Source organism: Pedobacter agri, assembly GCF_032678665.1.
GTDB classification, from domain to species: Bacteria; Bacteroidota; Bacteroidia; order Sphingobacteriales; family Sphingobacteriaceae; genus Pedobacter; species Pedobacter agri_A.
In genome coordinates this window covers 578,773-592,604 of the sequence record NZ_JAVTSH010000003.1, presented here as the reverse complement: position 1 = coordinate 592,604, position 13,832 = coordinate 578,773, and the positions used below count along the sequence as shown (strand labels likewise).

The window sequence follows — 13,832 nt, the reverse complement described above, 5'->3', positions numbered from 1 at the left end:
CTCCCGACTCCCAACTACTTCCTCAAACTCGCCGCTTTATCAGTCGCTTTCTCTGGCGTAATCACTTGTCCTTCCTGTAAACGGTCTAGGCCACTCAGTACAATTTGGTCGCCTGATTTTACGCCGTCTTTAACCAGGTAATTGGTACCGCTTTTACCCACCACCGTAATAGGCATTTTGCTTACTTTATTGCCTTTGTTCAGGGCGAAAACGAAAACTTTATCCTGCATTTCTACCGTAGCCGATTGTGGAATCAGAATCGCATCGTCATGTTTTAAGCCTAAACGAAGTTTACCTGTATTTCCTGAACGTAAAGTACCGCTAGCATTTGGAAAACTTGCCCTAAGGGTAATGGCACCTGTATTTTTATCAAACTGACCATCAATCATATCAATTTTACCTTTAATCGGATAAATGGACTCATCGGCCAAAACCAGTTCAACTGCTGGCAGGTGTGCAATTCGATCTGTCGGACTTTTGCCAGGATAATTGGCATTGAAACTATTAAAATCATTTTCAGCCAGAGCGAAATAAACATGCACCTCGTGGATATCAGACAACTGCGTTAATGCAATCTGATCTGTTGGCGAAACTAAACTTCCCTGTTTTTTCGGAATACGACCGATGTAACCACTAACTGTAGCTTTTACATTGGTATAACCTAAGTTGATCTGAGCTGATGCAACGCTTGCTTTGGCTTGCTCCGCATTGGCTTGAGCAATTTTGTAAGCGGTTTTGGCAGTCTTCAATTGAAATTCAGAAACTACTTTGTTTTGAACCAGTGGGGTAAGTTTATCAACTTCTAACTGGGCATTTAAAATGGCTGCTTCTGCAGCATGTAAACTTGCTTTTGCATTATTTAAGGCCTCACGAAAAGGATTTTCATTAATTTTAAAAAGGGTTTGTCCGGCAGTTACATAAGCACCTTCGTTAACCAACACACTTTGCAAGTAGCCACTCACCTGCGGGCGAACATCAATATCTACCGCACCTTGTATCGCTGCAGGATATTCAATAAAGGTCGTTTCTGTGCGCTCATTCACTAAGCTAACAGGCAAAACCGGCGGCGGTGGTGCAGCAGCAGTTTGGTCTGGAGATGATTTGCAGCTTACTAAAATGATCGACAAAGTAAAAATAATGAGTAGTGTCTTAACTTGGTTAAATTGCTTAACACTGTTAAGTAAAATGAACAAACGATGGATAGCATTCATATGATTAAAAATTATAAGGATTTATAGTGTATAAATAATCTAACAGTGTTAAATTATTGAGTAAAAAAAATTAGCTGTTAATAGATAATGTAATGCCTTTAATGGCATCTTTTAAAATTTGTTGATTAAGTTCATCAGTTGTTCTTCCATTCGGGCGAACCAGATTAATAGAAATCAAACCGTGAATAATCGACCAGTAGGTGTAATATTTCATGCAGATATCATTTTCAGATACTGGTTTTTTGCTAAACAATGATTCGATTACATCACCAAGCATGGCCGAAACCTGCTCAGCCTCCTGCATAGAATTTTTTACGGTGCAACAAACCATATCCACCCCATACATCAGTTGATAAAATTCTTTGTGAGAGAAGGCAAAATTCCAATAAGCTACCCACATGGCTTCCATTTTATCTTCCGGATTTTCATGTTGATCACGAGCCTCGCGAATATCTTTGCCTAAAATCTGGTAACCTCTTCTTGTCAATTCAAGCAAGATGCCTTCCTTATTAGAGAAATACTCGTATATAATCGGTGCGGTATACTCAATCTGGTCAGCAATTTTACGCATACTCAAAGCCTGCCAGCCTTCCGTTTGAACAATGTTCAAGGCTGCATCCAGAATACTGGTTCTGGTTTCTTCTTTTAACCGTAAAATTCTTTCTTTACTTCCCATGACTGGAATTATTAAGTGTAAATAATCTAACACCGTTAAGCAAATGTAAAACCATTTCATAAATTGACAATCATCCAATTGTCAAATAGATATTAGTCAATCAAAAAGCAGCTTATTAACCATTTAAACCGATAATTATTTTAAAAAGATTTTTGTTGCTTTTTCTATTTCCTGAAATTATACATGCTTTATTTTTTGGAAAGCAATGACTGTAGCTTTTTTGAAACGGCAGTCCCGCCCTAAATTACAATCTTTTTGGCCTATTACAGCGTCAATTGTCGTCATTGAGAGGAGGAACGACGAAGCAATCTCTTTCACCAGAGATACAAAAAGTATTTTCATTACGGTCGGGTTTAGAAAACTTGGACAATTTGCTATTTATAACAAACCACCCCCAACCCCTGCTTGAAAATAAGGAGGGGAGCTGCCCCTCATAGTTTTTAAGCCTTACGCAATTCCCCTCTTTTTGAGGGGGGGGCCGAAGGGCGGGGTGTTTAATATAGGTTGTCTTCAAGATGGTCATAATTTCTAATGGTGCGCAAATGATATCAATTTTACATCGGTAACAGAACTGCGAAATCTTTTAAACTGTACCGACTAATTTAAAAGATTGCTCCGCCTCGGTCGAAATGACGAATTATTAACAACCTATCCGCCTTTCCAAATTGTCTTTCCATCCAACTAAGCCTTACCACTCTATCTCCGTTTCGCTAAAATCCGGCCTAACATCCCGTACGTACGGGATTGGGAATACACTATCCACGCCAAAGTAGAAACTTCAAAACAGAAATTTTCAGCTGGTGTTTTTTGTTTTTTTTCGGCATCAAAAAGAAAAAGGCCCGTCCGGCCAGGACAAAAACATTTATTCTCCCTTAGCGTAAATCCTTACCCAAAACTTTATATTCGTTTATGATTTATCGCGAAGCCAAAACGACAGACATCCCTCAAATACAAATTGTTCGACATACCGTTAAAGAGAACACATTATCCAATCCGGCATTGGTTACAGATGCAGATTGCGAAGAATTCATTACACAACGCGGCAAAGGCTGGGTTTGTGAAATCGAGGGAGAAATTGTTGGTTTCTCTATCGTTGATTTAGATGAAAACAACATTTGGGCGCTTTTTCTCCGACCAGAATTTGAAGGCAAAGGCGTCGGAAAAGAATTACATCGACTGATGATGGACTGGTACTTCAGTAAAACAAAAGAGACGGTTTGGTTAGGAACTGCTCCGAACACAAAAGCGGAAAAATTTTACGAACTACAAGGCTGGAAAAACGTTGGAATGGTTAATAATGGCGAAGTAAAATTCGAAATGAATTATGAGGATTGGGTGAAGTAGCTTGTAGATTCAAATCTCGTCCGCTCCTGCATGTGCGGGGTAGATACCTCCAAAGGGGATAGCATGATGGAAATGAATACTGCAGAATCTAGCACTGATTATTCAATGATGCCTTTCCATCCAACTAAGCCTAACCACAGAATCTCCGTTCTATTTCAATCCGGCCTAACAAATTTTTCGGGTTAGCTAGTCCAAGCCGAACCACTAACTTCAAAAGAAAAATTTTCAGCCGGGAGTTTTGTTTCTTTTGCGGTCAAAAGAAAAAGGCCCGTCCGGCTAGGACAGATAAAAAAGTCGTAGCAAATGCTACGACTAATTAAAGTTCTTAATATATATCTGAAAAGATTGCTTCGTGCCTCGCAATGACGGATACACGATTAATCCTTAAACTTCTTCATAAAACCACTTACACTCTCTTCAATATTTCCATCCTCAATCGCCTTAACAAAAGCGGTTCCAATTATTGCTCCATTAGCATAAGAACAAGCTTTATCGAAAGTTTGTTTATCGCTGATCCCAAAACCTATCATCGTTGGATTTTTCAGATTCATATCCTTAATTCTGCTAAAATAAGTCTCTGTAGTATCCCCTACCTCAAGGTTTTTACCTGTTGTTGCCGACGAAGAAAGCAGATAAATAAATCCATTAGTTAAACCATCAATCTTATGAATGCGTTCTTCAGCGGTTTGAGGTGTAATCAAAAAAACATTGCTTAAATTATGTTCTTCAAAACAGCCTTTATAAAACTCTTCATATTCTACCATTGGTAAATCTGGAACAATGCAACCATCAACACCAACTTCGGCACAGGCTTTACAAAAATTTTCTACTCCAAATTGCAAAACCGGATTGACATAACCCATCAATAAAACCGGGATGGTGACGTTTTTACGCAAGTCTTTTAACTGCTCAAAAAGCAGCTTTAAGGTCATGCCCTGGTCTAGGGATTTTTTACTGCTTGCCTGTATCACCGGACCATCGGCCACAGGGTCTGAGTAAGGAAATCCAATTTCCAACATATCAGCCCCAGATTTTTCTAAAGCCTCAGCAATTTGGATGGTATCGCCGATATTTGGATAACCTGCTGTATAATAAATTGATAATATGTTTTTCTTCTTTTCGAAGAGTTGTTTGATTCTGTTCATAATATTAGTGGTAATGGTTATCTGGAAGTAGGAAATAGAAGGTAATCCAAGCCATTTCCAATTCACTGTTTTCCATTCCCTTTTTTATAAATTAAAATATTTTATATAGGTATCTAAATCTTTATCGCCTCTGCCAGAAAGGCAAACCACTACATTTTCGCCACCTTTAAACTTCATTTTTTCGAGGTAAGCCAATGCGTGTGCACTTTCAATTGCCGGAATAATACCTTCTAATTGGGTTAACAGTAAGCCTGCATCTAAACTTTCTTCGTCAGTAATGGAAACATATTCGCCACGACCGGTTTTAAACAAGTGTGCATGTTGCGGCCCAATACCTGGATAATCCAGACCTGCTGAAACCGAATGCGGTTCTACTACCTGCCCATCTTCTGTTTGCATTAAAATACTGCGGCTGCCGTGTAGAACGCCTTCTTTACCAAGGTAAGTTGTTGCAGCAGAAAATCCACTCGATACACCTTTACCCGCGGCTTCAACGGCAATAAGTTTCACGTTTTCATCATCCATAAAATGATAAAACATACCCATCGCGTTGCTACCTCCGCCCACGCAGGCCAAAACATAATCAGGCTGGTCGTTTCCAGTTTGTTCGATCAACTGTTTCTTAGTCTCTTCAGAAATGATGGATTGAAAAATCGCTACCATATCCGGATATGGGTGCGGACCAACAACAGAACCAATAATATAATGTGTATCAACGGGATTGTTAATCCAGTCACGCATGGCTTCGTTAGTAGCATCTTTAAGTGTTTTACTGCCTGAACTTGCCGGAACCACCTTCGCACCCAACATTTTCATACGGGCAACATTTGGCGCTTGTCTTTCGATGTCGACTTCACCCATATAAATTACACACTCTAGGTTACGCAATGCACAAACGGTAGCGGTTGCTACACCATGCTGACCAGCGCCCGTTTCGGCGATGATTCTTTTCTTGCCTAACTTTTCAGCCAGCAGAATCTGTCCGATGGTATTGTTGATTTTATGCGCTCCGGTATGGTTCAAATCTTCTCTTTTCAGAAAAATGTTTGCGCCATATCTTTGAGATAAGCGACTCGCTAAATAAAGTGGTGAAGGGCGACCAACATAATCTTTTAATAACTGATGAAATTCTTTCTGAAAATCGGCATCATCAATAATCTTCAAATAGTTTTGACGCAATTCTTCTACGTTTGGATAAAGCATCTCCGGGATGTATGCTCCACCAAAATCTCCGTAATATCCTTTTTCGTTTACTTTATATTTCATATCTTTTTTATCAAATCCACCGATTGAAACCGAGGGTAATGAATTTTCTATTTATTCCCATGATTGAAATCATGGGTTGTTTTTTAACTTCACAATTTGTAATTCTGAGGAACGAAGAATCTGCTAAATATTAGCAGCAGTTTTTAATCGCTTGCAGATACTTCGTGCCTCAGTATGACAGTGTAGTTTTTATTTTCGTTACAAACTCCTTGATCTTTTCAACATCCTTAACACCTGGCTCCGTTTCAAATCTGCTATTTATATCCAAAGCATACAACCTTTCATCTTTTATTCCAGCGATGGCTCCTGCATGTTCCAAATCGATTCCTCCACTTAAAAAGTAAGGTTTATCTAACTTATAACTATCTAAAATCTTCCAATCAAAAGTTTTACCCGAACCACCATGTGCCTTTGTTTTGGTATCGAATAAAAAATAATCAACTGAATCATTGTAATTATCTAAAACAGCGAAATCAAAATCTTCGTCTACACCAAAAGCTTTGATTACTTCTAAACCCTGAAAAGCAGACTTTAACTCGCTACAAAATCCAGGAGATTCGCTCCCATGTAGTTGAACAGCTTTTAATTGATATAGATTTACTTTTTTCTTCACAATGTCCAATTCTTCATCTACAAAAACACCAACGGTTTTAATTTCAGATGGAATGTATTTTATCAACTCTGCCGAAACATCACTAATAAACCTCGGCGATTTATCATAAAATATGAAACCCATGTAATCGGGTTGCAGGCTGGCCACCGCAGCAATGTTCGCCGCGAATTTCATTCCACACACTTTTAAATTTAAACCATTCATTAGGCTACTAATTTTTTAAAGCTTTCTAATGCCTTTTTACTCACTAAAGATTCTTCAGCTTCGTAAAAGCAATCTGCAAAACTGGCATTTGGCTTAATGGTTTTAATGGCTAAAGCCGAATTGCAAAGCACTACATTATTTTGAACATCCGTTGCTTCGCCATTTAATACATCCATAAAGATTTTGGCTGATGATTCTACCGTATCGCCACCTTTAATGTCGTTAACTGCAACCTTTTCAAAGCCCATATCGTTCAGCGTTAATATGCTCTCGCCCTTGTTATTAAATGTTTTCACATCGCAGGTAAGTGAAATTTCATCGTAACCCTCTAATGCATGCACAATGGTATAATTTTTAGTCGTATCCTGATATAAATAATTATATAAACGAGCCAATTCCAGGCTAAAAACGCCAACCATCTGATATTTTGGCTGTGATGGATTAACCATCGGGCCTAACATATTGAAGAAAGTTTTAATACCTAAATCTTTACGAATTGGTGCTACAATTTTCATTGCAGGATTAAACAATGGTGCATGCAGGAAGCAAATTCCTGCAACATCTAAATTACGCCTTAAAACATCCTGATCGTTTGTAAAAGAATAGCCTAAATACTCCATCACATTCGAAGAACCGCAGCCAGATGAAACGCCATAATTGCCATGTTTAGCAACTTTATGCCCAGCACCAGCCACTACAAAAGATGAAAGCGTAGAAATATTAAACGTATCCTTTCCATCGCCACCAGTACCACAAAGGTCAATTAATTCGAAATCAGAAAAGTCAGTTTTAACACCCAAATCCAACATCGCATCTCTGAAACCTTGCAACTCTTGCACCGTAATATTACGCATGGCATAGGCGGTAATAAATGCCGCAATTTGTGAAGAATTGAATTCACCCTGCGTAATCGAAATCAAAATACTTTTCGCCTCTTCCCTAGTAAAACTCTTATTTTCAAATAAATGGTTTAATATTTTTTTCATTTTGGTGTTTCCCTCTTTGCATCATTCTTAACTTGTTTCAGAATCTAATCTAATAGACGCTGAAATGAATTTGGCATGATGACTTCGCATAAAAAAAAGGATTGCTTTTTGGGCAATCCTTTTCATCGTTTATAAAATATTTTAAAATATATAACAATAGAATATGCCTAACGAATTTCGTTATGCCACCACCAATTGTTATTTAAGTTTTTAATTATCATGTTTGTACAGAACAAATATTGATATACTTTTTTGTAATTCCAAAATCTTTCTAAAATTATATGGCTTTTTTCAAAAGAAAAGTACAGTTTAATGATGATTTGGGTTTCGGTTCTTCACCTGTACTCAAAAATCAGCGTGTTTTAAATACTGATGGCTCACCAAATATCGAACGAATAGGTTTGCCCTGGTTCAAGTTTGACGATACCTACACGCGGTTGGTAACCATGAGCTGGCCAAAGTTTTTTCTTGTTATTTTAATTACCTACCTGATTGTGAACACATTTTTTGCCGTAGCCTATAATGTGATTGGCATAGAAAATTTAGATGGCGCAAAAGGTACAACTCTCCGAGATCAGTTTTTCGATGCATTCTTTTTCTCTGCCCAAACAATTTCAACTGTAGGTTATGGCCATATTTCGCCACAAGGTTTTATTACCAGTATTCTCGCTGCCTTTGAAAGTATGCTTGGCTTACTTGCATTTGCGTTGGCTACAGGCTTGCTTTATGGCCGTTTCAGCCGGCCGACTTCGAAAGTGATGTTTAGTAAAAAGATGGTTATTGCGCCTTATCAAAACCATAGCGGTTTAATGTGTAGACTGGTTAATCTGCGAAAAAATTCTTTGATAGATGTAGAGGCACAAATGTATATGACATTTAACGAAACGGTTGACGGCAAATTGAAAAGAAGCTTTTACCCCTTAGAATTAGAAAGAAGTAAAATCAGTATGCTCTCCTTAAACTGGACATTGGTTCACCCAATTAATGAAGATAGTCCGATTTTTGAAAAAACGCTCACAGAGTTATCTCAAGCGGACGTAGAGATTTTTGTGATTCTAACTGCTTTTGATGATACTTTTGCGCAAACGATTCATACCCGCACAAGTTACCAGGACGAAGACATTGAATGGAATGCAAAGTTTAAAATCATGCATTACCATAATGAAGAAGGCAAAATGGTTATGGATTATAGCTTATTTGACCGAACAGAAAAAGTAATGATAGGTTAATTACAAAGCGTTTTATTCCAATCTTATAAGGCTTTGAAAACCTTATAGGATTAACCAAACTTATTAACAAAATCTATGATATCTTTATACAAATTATTGCCGCCAAATATCATTTGGGTAATCATTGGAACATGACTTTTGCCCTTTACTTCATTAATTTCTACAGCTACATTCATTGATTTCAACTTTTCATATAACCTTGGGGTTTGCATTTTTATGGCACCATAGGTTTTACTCCCGTAAAAAAGCAGATGTGGATTTCTGATATTATTTACATAATCCATTGGCGACGCCTTCTTCCAAACTGCAGGTTGATCTGTAAAGGTTCTTAAAAAATCGAAGTAGTAATTGTCTTTTTCTGCTGATGATAAATATTCGAAAATATCCAATCCGAAAGGATCGTTTAAAATCATGCCTTTTATTGGATTTTTAATTCCAGCCTGCTGAAAGTATTTTGGATCGGCATTAATTAACGCTCCTAAATGCGCACCTGCAGAATGCCCCATTACAAAAATTTTATCGCCGCTAGCTTGATAATTTTTAATATTTCCCTGAACCCACTTTACGGCCAAAGCGCAATCTCCGGCCATTTTCTCATATTGAGCCGTTGGTGCTAACGGATAATTAATAATTACCGTAACCACACCTTTTCGGGCAAAGTTTCTACCCAACCACCAATACGTTTCTTTTTTTCCGCTACTCCATGAGCCTCCATGGATAAAAATTAAAACAGGTTTATTTTTTATCGAATCGTTTTTATAGAAAATATTAAGGGTATTTTTCTCTTCGGCATCACTGGCATAATTGATATTTTTCGCCGTTTTTACCTGCGCAGATGATAAAATGGTTTGGAATAAGAGCATTATTGGTAACAGTTTCTTAAGCATATTGAAGCTTTTTCTTTTCAACAATAAATTAACGAAATTGTTGGAGTAGTGGATTTTCTTAAAATAAGTGATGGATGATGGAAGATAGAAAATGGATGATGGACAATGGACTTAAAAGCCATCACGTATTCCACATCAAACTTCTTAGCCGATATTTAAAATTCCATTTTCCATGTCACATCCAACATTTAACCTTTTATGCTTTAATCAAGGGGTTTTTCTCCTTTGCAAACAGATCAAAAACTTTCTTATCTACAAAAGCTGGAAATAACTTATTCATCCACACCGCTAACTTACCTTGCCCGGTCATAATTAAAGTACGTTTACGCTTTTCAATGCCGTCGGCAATAATGCTGGCTACTTCTTCTGATGTCATCATTTTGCCTTCATCCATACTGGTTTCGCCATGTGCGGCTCCATCTTTTGATAAGGCCGTTACGCGGATGTTTGAAGCGGTAAATCCCGGACAAGCCACCAAAACATTTATGCCGGTTTTTAGAAGTTCGGTACGTAATGACTCCATAAAGCCATTCATGGCAAATTTCGAGGCAGAATAACCGGTTCTACCTGGCAAACCACGGTATCCAGCAATAGAAGAAATTCCAACTACGGTTCCTTTGGTTTTTAAGATCTCAGGTAAGGCAAATTTTGTGCAATAGACTGTTCCCCAAAAGTTTACATCCATCAGATTTTTTAATACCGATAAATCCAAATCGTTGAATAAAGCACGCATGGATAACCCGGCATTGTTTACCAGGATATCAATCTTTTGAAAAGAAACTAAGGTTTGTTTGATGATCAATTCGCAATCTGCTTCCTTACTTACATCGGCTTGAACGGCAACAGCCCTAATACCATATTTTTTTTCGAGATTAGCTGTAATTTCGCAAAGGGTAACATACTGTCGGGCAGCCAAAACCAGATTAGCACCACGCTTGGCAAATTCTTCTGCACAAGCTTTTCCGATTCCGCTCGATGCACCTGTAATGATGATGACTTTATTTTTTAAATCCATTTTTAAGTAAGTATAAGTAGCAAGACCCGATCCTTATTGTAATTTTGTATTAAAATAATTGCTTGCTTTGGCTACCTGATCTGTGTTGATGATGTCGGCACCTAAATCGTGTAATAATTTCCAGCAAGCCTGGTGATCTGGAGCACCCCAGAAACGAAAAGGTTTTCCTATTTCATGCGCATGATCAATGAGGGCTTTTAGCCGAGCTTTGTCTGCTTCCGGAATTTCGCCAACACCTTTCCATTTTGAATATTTAGCAAAGTTATCGCTGATCATCGTAATCTTTTTTAAATCTGCTGAACGATAATTTACACCTGGCAAACCATCAAAACTTATCGCATTGAAGGTATGGAAAGTAGAATCTGCCGGGCGGTTACCGCTTATGACAATGTTGATTTTTTTATTCCCTCTGGATAAATATCGTTGAAAAGGTTTCAAGGATTTTTCCAAGATCGGATAAGTCATCTCCCAGCTATCTTTAAAATCAATCATCAGCTGAAAGCTATAAAATTCCGTTGTTTGAGAAAAGGAAGCAATTGGTTTTAGGTAAAGATTTTCAAGTGTATTTTCGGCCTTAATTTCCTTTTTGCTGTGTGCTACGATTAAAGCATCGCCCACCACAAAAACATCTGCTTCGATAGAAAAGGCATTATTTGCTACTGCATCGTAAAACGGTTTTGAATGAGTGTAATCGTTGTGCGAATGGATTTTAACTTGCGCATTTGAACCGAAAGTTGTAATCAGCAAAGAAAGAAATACTATAATTTGCTTAGCCATTATTTCATCATTGCGTTTTCGTAGGGCACACGGGTAACAATTGAGCGTCCAAGCGTAATTTCATCCGTATATTCCAGTTCACCACCAAAGGCAATTCCTCTTGCAATGGTGGTAATTGGGATATTAAATTCTTTTAATCTTTTATACAGGTAAAACAATGTGGTATCACCTTCCATATTTGGACTCAAAGCCAGAATCACTTCTTTTATACCGCCAGTAGAAACCCTTTGCACCAATCCGTCGATGTACAAATCCGTTGGGCCTATTCCATCCATGGGCGAGATTAATCCGCCAAGCACATGGTAAACACCAAAATATTGTCCGGTATTCTCAATTGCCATTACGTCACGGGTATCTTCCACCACGCAAATTGTTTCTTTATCCCGCTTGTGAGAAGTGCAGATTTCACAGATGGTATGATCAGAAATATTATAGCAAATACTGCAATTCTTAATTTGCTGTTTAAGCTTAATCAAAGTATTTCCAAACTGATTAACCTCCTCTTGTTCTTTATTTAAAAGGTGTAAAACCAATCTTAACGCTGTCTTCTGCCCTACACCTGGTAATTTCGAGAATTCGTTTACCGCATCTTCCAGCAGTTTGGATGAAAAATTCATAATGCAAAAATATGAAATAGTTGTTTGGTTTTTTAGTGCTTTAGTTGATTAGTTCAGGTTATTAGTTCATTAGTCATTGGTTCATTAGCCATTAGTTTGGATGCAAATCATAGATACAGCCGCTTAAAAGACTTATGAACAAATCAAATGTTGAACACCTATCAAATGAACCTGCAACCAGTGAACCAATGAACTAATGACTGATGAACTGATGAACTACCGACAAATGAACCAATGAACTTCCCACCAATGAACTAATGACTAATGAACTAATGAGCTACCGACAAATGAACCAATGAACTTCTTTACTAATTAGTAATTTCTTACATTTATCAGCTTAAAACCAAATTATGTCGCCAACTATACTATTATGCTTTTTAATCGGCTACTTTTTATTGCTGATTATTATTTCATTTGTTACCTCTAAAGATTCGTCAGATAATAATTCATTTTTTGTTGCCAATAGAAACTCAAAATGGTACTTGGTTGCCTTTGGGATGATTGGAACGGCGCTTTCTGGCGTTACTTTTATATCAGTTCCTGGAGAAGTTGGTGCCCCGGCAGGTAATCAGTTTCAGTATTTTCAGTTCGTTTTAGGAAATGCAGTTGGTTTCATTATCATTTGTACGGTATTGCTTCCGCTTTATTACCGGATGAGATTGACATCGATTTACAGCTACATAGAACAACGTTTGGGCTATTATAGCTACAAAACTGCGGCATCTATATTTCTTTTGAGCCGAACCCTGGGTTCAGCCACCCGGCTTTATTTGGTCGTTATTGTGCTACAACGTTTCATATTTGATAATTATGGTGTTCCATTTTGGTTAACTGTATTGATTTCACTGGCGTTAATTTGGTCGTACACCTTTAAGGGCGGTTTAAAAACCATCATCATTACTGACACACTACAAACGTTCTTTTTGGTGCTTTCGGTTTTCCTTACGATTTACTTTATCTGTAACAGCTTAAACTTTAGTATTCCACAGGCGTTTGAAACCATTAAAGACAGCAGTTATTCTAAAATATTCTTCTGGGATGATTTCTTAACCAACAAATGGTATTTCAGCAAGCAATTTATTGGTGGTATTTTCGTAACCATCGCAATGACGGGTTTAGACCAGGATTTAATGCAGAAAAACCTGAGTATGGGCACCATTAAGGAGGCACAAAAAAACATGTTCACCTTTACTGGCGTGTTTGTGATTTTAAATGTTTTCTTTTTAAGCGTTGGTGCGTTATTGTATATTTTCGCGTCGAAAAACGGAATTGATATTCCTTTGGATCACATTACCGGAAAGCCGAGAACCGATTTGCTCTTCCCTGAAATTGCTTTGAACAACCTCGGTGCAGTGCCTGCAATTATATTCATGCTGGGCTTAACGGCTGCAACGTTTGCTACCACAGACTCGGCATTAACGGCATTAACAACCTCTTTTTGTGTCGACTTTTTAGGCATGGATAAAAAAGAAAATATCAACGCAGAAAACGCTGTTAAAAAACGTCATACCGTTCACATCGCATTTTCAATTTTGATGTTTTTGGTGATTATTGTGATAAATGCGCTGAATAGTTCATCGGTAGTGAGTTTGATTTTTACAATTGCCTCATACACTTATGGACCACTTTTAGGTCTCTATAGTTTTGGTTTATTTGTAAAAAACAGAGGTTTACATGATAAATTAGTTCCAATTATTTGCATTTTATCGCCTTTTTTATGTTACTTGCTTTCAAGCTATTCCAAAGAAATATTGGGTGGATATGTTTTTAGTGTTGAACTGATTTTGATTAACGGTTTAATCACCTTTATCGGTTTGCTTTTCATCAGCAAAAAAACTGATGCGCAAACCAAATTTTAATAT

13 protein-coding genes are annotated in these 13,832 nt (G+C 37.6%); 3 read left to right on the top strand and 10 right to left on the bottom strand.

Going from position 1 to position 13,832, the window contains the following annotated elements; all coding sequences use genetic code 11:
* Positions 1 to 14 precede the first annotated feature (14 nt).
* Both R2Q70_RS09230 and R2Q70_RS09225 read right to left on the bottom strand, forming a co-directional pair.
* Positions 15 to 1,211: an efflux RND transporter periplasmic adaptor subunit gene (locus tag R2Q70_RS09230; RefSeq protein ID WP_316807306.1), complete on the bottom strand. Its 1,197-nt coding sequence runs from the start codon at positions 1,209 to 1,211 to the stop codon at positions 15 to 17.
* 70 nt (positions 1,212 to 1,281) lie between these two features.
* Positions 1,282 to 1,887 (bottom strand): TetR/AcrR family transcriptional regulator, encoded by a 606-nt coding sequence (locus R2Q70_RS09225; RefSeq protein ID WP_316807305.1) that lies wholly within the window; start codon positions 1,885 to 1,887, stop codon positions 1,282 to 1,284.
* A 909-nt stretch (positions 1,888 to 2,796) separates the two neighbouring features.
* Between R2Q70_RS09225 and R2Q70_RS09220 the strand changes: the two genes are divergently transcribed.
* Positions 2,797 to 3,231: a GNAT family N-acetyltransferase gene (locus tag R2Q70_RS09220; protein ID WP_316807304.1), complete on the top strand. Its 435-nt coding sequence runs from the start codon at positions 2,797 to 2,799 to the stop codon at positions 3,229 to 3,231.
* A gap of 377 nt (positions 3,232 to 3,608) precedes the next feature.
* On the opposite strand, the gene trpA is transcribed toward R2Q70_RS09220, so the two are convergent.
* The 4 genes from trpA to trpD all read right to left on the bottom strand — a co-directional run bounded on the left by trpA (position 3,609) and on the right by trpD (position 7,445).
* Entirely contained in the window at positions 3,609 to 4,376 is a 768-nt protein-coding gene (gene trpA, locus R2Q70_RS09215; protein ID WP_316807303.1) for a tryptophan synthase subunit alpha, read from the bottom strand.
* Between the two features lie 84 nt (positions 4,377 to 4,460).
* Positions 4,461 to 5,642, bottom strand: a complete 1,182-nt coding sequence (gene trpB, locus R2Q70_RS09210) for a tryptophan synthase subunit beta (protein ID WP_316807302.1) — start codon at positions 5,640 to 5,642, stop codon at positions 4,461 to 4,463.
* A gap of 169 nt (positions 5,643 to 5,811) precedes the next feature.
* Positions 5,812 to 6,459: a phosphoribosylanthranilate isomerase gene (locus R2Q70_RS09205; RefSeq protein WP_316807301.1), complete on the bottom strand. Its 648-nt coding sequence runs from the start codon at positions 6,457 to 6,459 to the stop codon at positions 5,812 to 5,814.
* Complete coding sequence (gene trpD, locus R2Q70_RS09200; protein ID WP_316807300.1) at positions 6,459 to 7,445, bottom strand: anthranilate phosphoribosyltransferase; 987 nt, start codon at positions 7,443 to 7,445, stop codon at positions 6,459 to 6,461. The genes R2Q70_RS09205 and trpD overlap by 1 nt, the downstream gene beginning before the upstream one ends.
* 281 nt (positions 7,446 to 7,726) lie before the next feature.
* On the opposite strand from trpD, the gene R2Q70_RS09195 reads away from it, so the two are divergent.
* Positions 7,727 to 8,674 carry an ion channel gene (locus R2Q70_RS09195; RefSeq protein WP_316807299.1) on the top strand — a complete coding sequence of 316 codons (948 nt, stop codon included), beginning with the start codon at positions 7,727 to 7,729 and terminating at the stop codon, positions 8,672 to 8,674.
* 50 nt (positions 8,675 to 8,724) lie between these two features.
* Here the strand turns inward: R2Q70_RS09195 and R2Q70_RS09190 are convergent, their stop codons facing one another.
* The 4 genes from R2Q70_RS09190 to recR all read right to left on the bottom strand — a co-directional run bounded on the left by R2Q70_RS09190 (position 8,725) and on the right by recR (position 11,970).
* Positions 8,725 to 9,561 carry an alpha/beta hydrolase gene (locus R2Q70_RS09190; RefSeq protein ID WP_316807298.1) on the bottom strand — a complete coding sequence of 279 codons (837 nt, stop codon included), beginning with the start codon at positions 9,559 to 9,561 and terminating at the stop codon, positions 8,725 to 8,727.
* Positions 9,562 to 9,757: 196 nt separating this feature from the next.
* The gene (locus R2Q70_RS09185) at positions 9,758 to 10,576 is read right to left on the bottom strand and encodes an SDR family oxidoreductase (RefSeq protein ID WP_316807297.1); all 819 of its coding nucleotides are present in this window, start codon (positions 10,574 to 10,576) and stop codon (positions 9,758 to 9,760) included.
* A gap of 33 nt (positions 10,577 to 10,609) precedes the next feature.
* On the bottom strand, positions 10,610 to 11,353 hold the full coding sequence (locus R2Q70_RS09180; protein WP_316807296.1) for a phosphatidylinositol-specific phospholipase C/glycerophosphodiester phosphodiesterase family protein: 744 nt from the start codon (positions 11,351 to 11,353) through the stop codon (positions 10,610 to 10,612).
* Positions 11,353 to 11,970: a recombination mediator RecR gene (gene recR / locus R2Q70_RS09175; RefSeq protein ID WP_307293187.1), complete on the bottom strand. Its 618-nt coding sequence runs from the start codon at positions 11,968 to 11,970 to the stop codon at positions 11,353 to 11,355. Before recR ends, R2Q70_RS09180 begins: the two co-directional genes overlap by 1 nt.
* Positions 11,971 to 12,320: 350 nt before the next feature.
* Here recR and R2Q70_RS09170 point away from each other — a divergent pair, with 350 nt between their 5' ends.
* Positions 12,321 to 13,829, top strand: coding sequence for a sodium:solute symporter (locus R2Q70_RS09170; protein WP_316807295.1), 1,509 nt, complete (start codon positions 12,321 to 12,323; stop codon positions 13,827 to 13,829).
* Positions 13,830 to 13,832: the final 3 nt, after the last annotated feature.

Excerpts from the sequence above, each read along its gene's own strand:
- R2Q70_RS09170 (WP_316807295.1), top strand. The coding sequence starts at position 12,321 with ATGTCGCCAACTATACTATTATGCTTTTTAATCGGCTACTTTTTATTG.
- R2Q70_RS09220 (WP_316807304.1), top strand. The coding sequence starts at position 2,797 with ATGATTTATCGCGAAGCCAAAACGACAGACATCCCTCAAATACAAATT.
- R2Q70_RS09230 (WP_316807306.1), bottom strand. The coding sequence starts at position 1,211 with ATGAATGCTATCCATCGTTTGTTCATTTTACTTAACAGTGTTAAGCAA.
- trpB (WP_316807302.1), bottom strand. The coding sequence starts at position 5,642 with ATGAAATATAAAGTAAACGAAAAAGGATATTACGGAGATTTTGGTGGA.
- R2Q70_RS09205 (WP_316807301.1), bottom strand. The coding sequence starts at position 6,459 with ATGAATGGTTTAAATTTAAAAGTGTGTGGAATGAAATTCGCGGCGAAC.
- R2Q70_RS09185 (WP_316807297.1), bottom strand. The coding sequence starts at position 10,576 with ATGGATTTAAAAAATAAAGTCATCATCATTACAGGTGCATCGAGCGGA.
- R2Q70_RS09195 (WP_316807299.1), top strand. The coding sequence starts at position 7,727 with ATGGCTTTTTTCAAAAGAAAAGTACAGTTTAATGATGATTTGGGTTTC.
- trpA (WP_316807303.1), bottom strand. The coding sequence starts at position 4,376 with ATGAACAGAATCAAACAACTCTTCGAAAAGAAGAAAAACATATTATCA.
- R2Q70_RS09225 (WP_316807305.1), bottom strand. The coding sequence starts at position 1,887 with ATGGGAAGTAAAGAAAGAATTTTACGGTTAAAAGAAGAAACCAGAACC.
- trpD (WP_316807300.1), bottom strand. The coding sequence starts at position 7,445 with ATGAAAAAAATATTAAACCATTTATTTGAAAATAAGAGTTTTACTAGG.
- R2Q70_RS09180 (WP_316807296.1), bottom strand. The coding sequence starts at position 11,353 with ATGGCTAAGCAAATTATAGTATTTCTTTCTTTGCTGATTACAACTTTC.
- recR (WP_307293187.1), bottom strand. The coding sequence starts at position 11,970 with ATGAATTTTTCATCCAAACTGCTGGAAGATGCGGTAAACGAATTCTCG.
- R2Q70_RS09190 (WP_316807298.1), bottom strand. The coding sequence starts at position 9,561 with ATGCTTAAGAAACTGTTACCAATAATGCTCTTATTCCAAACCATTTTA.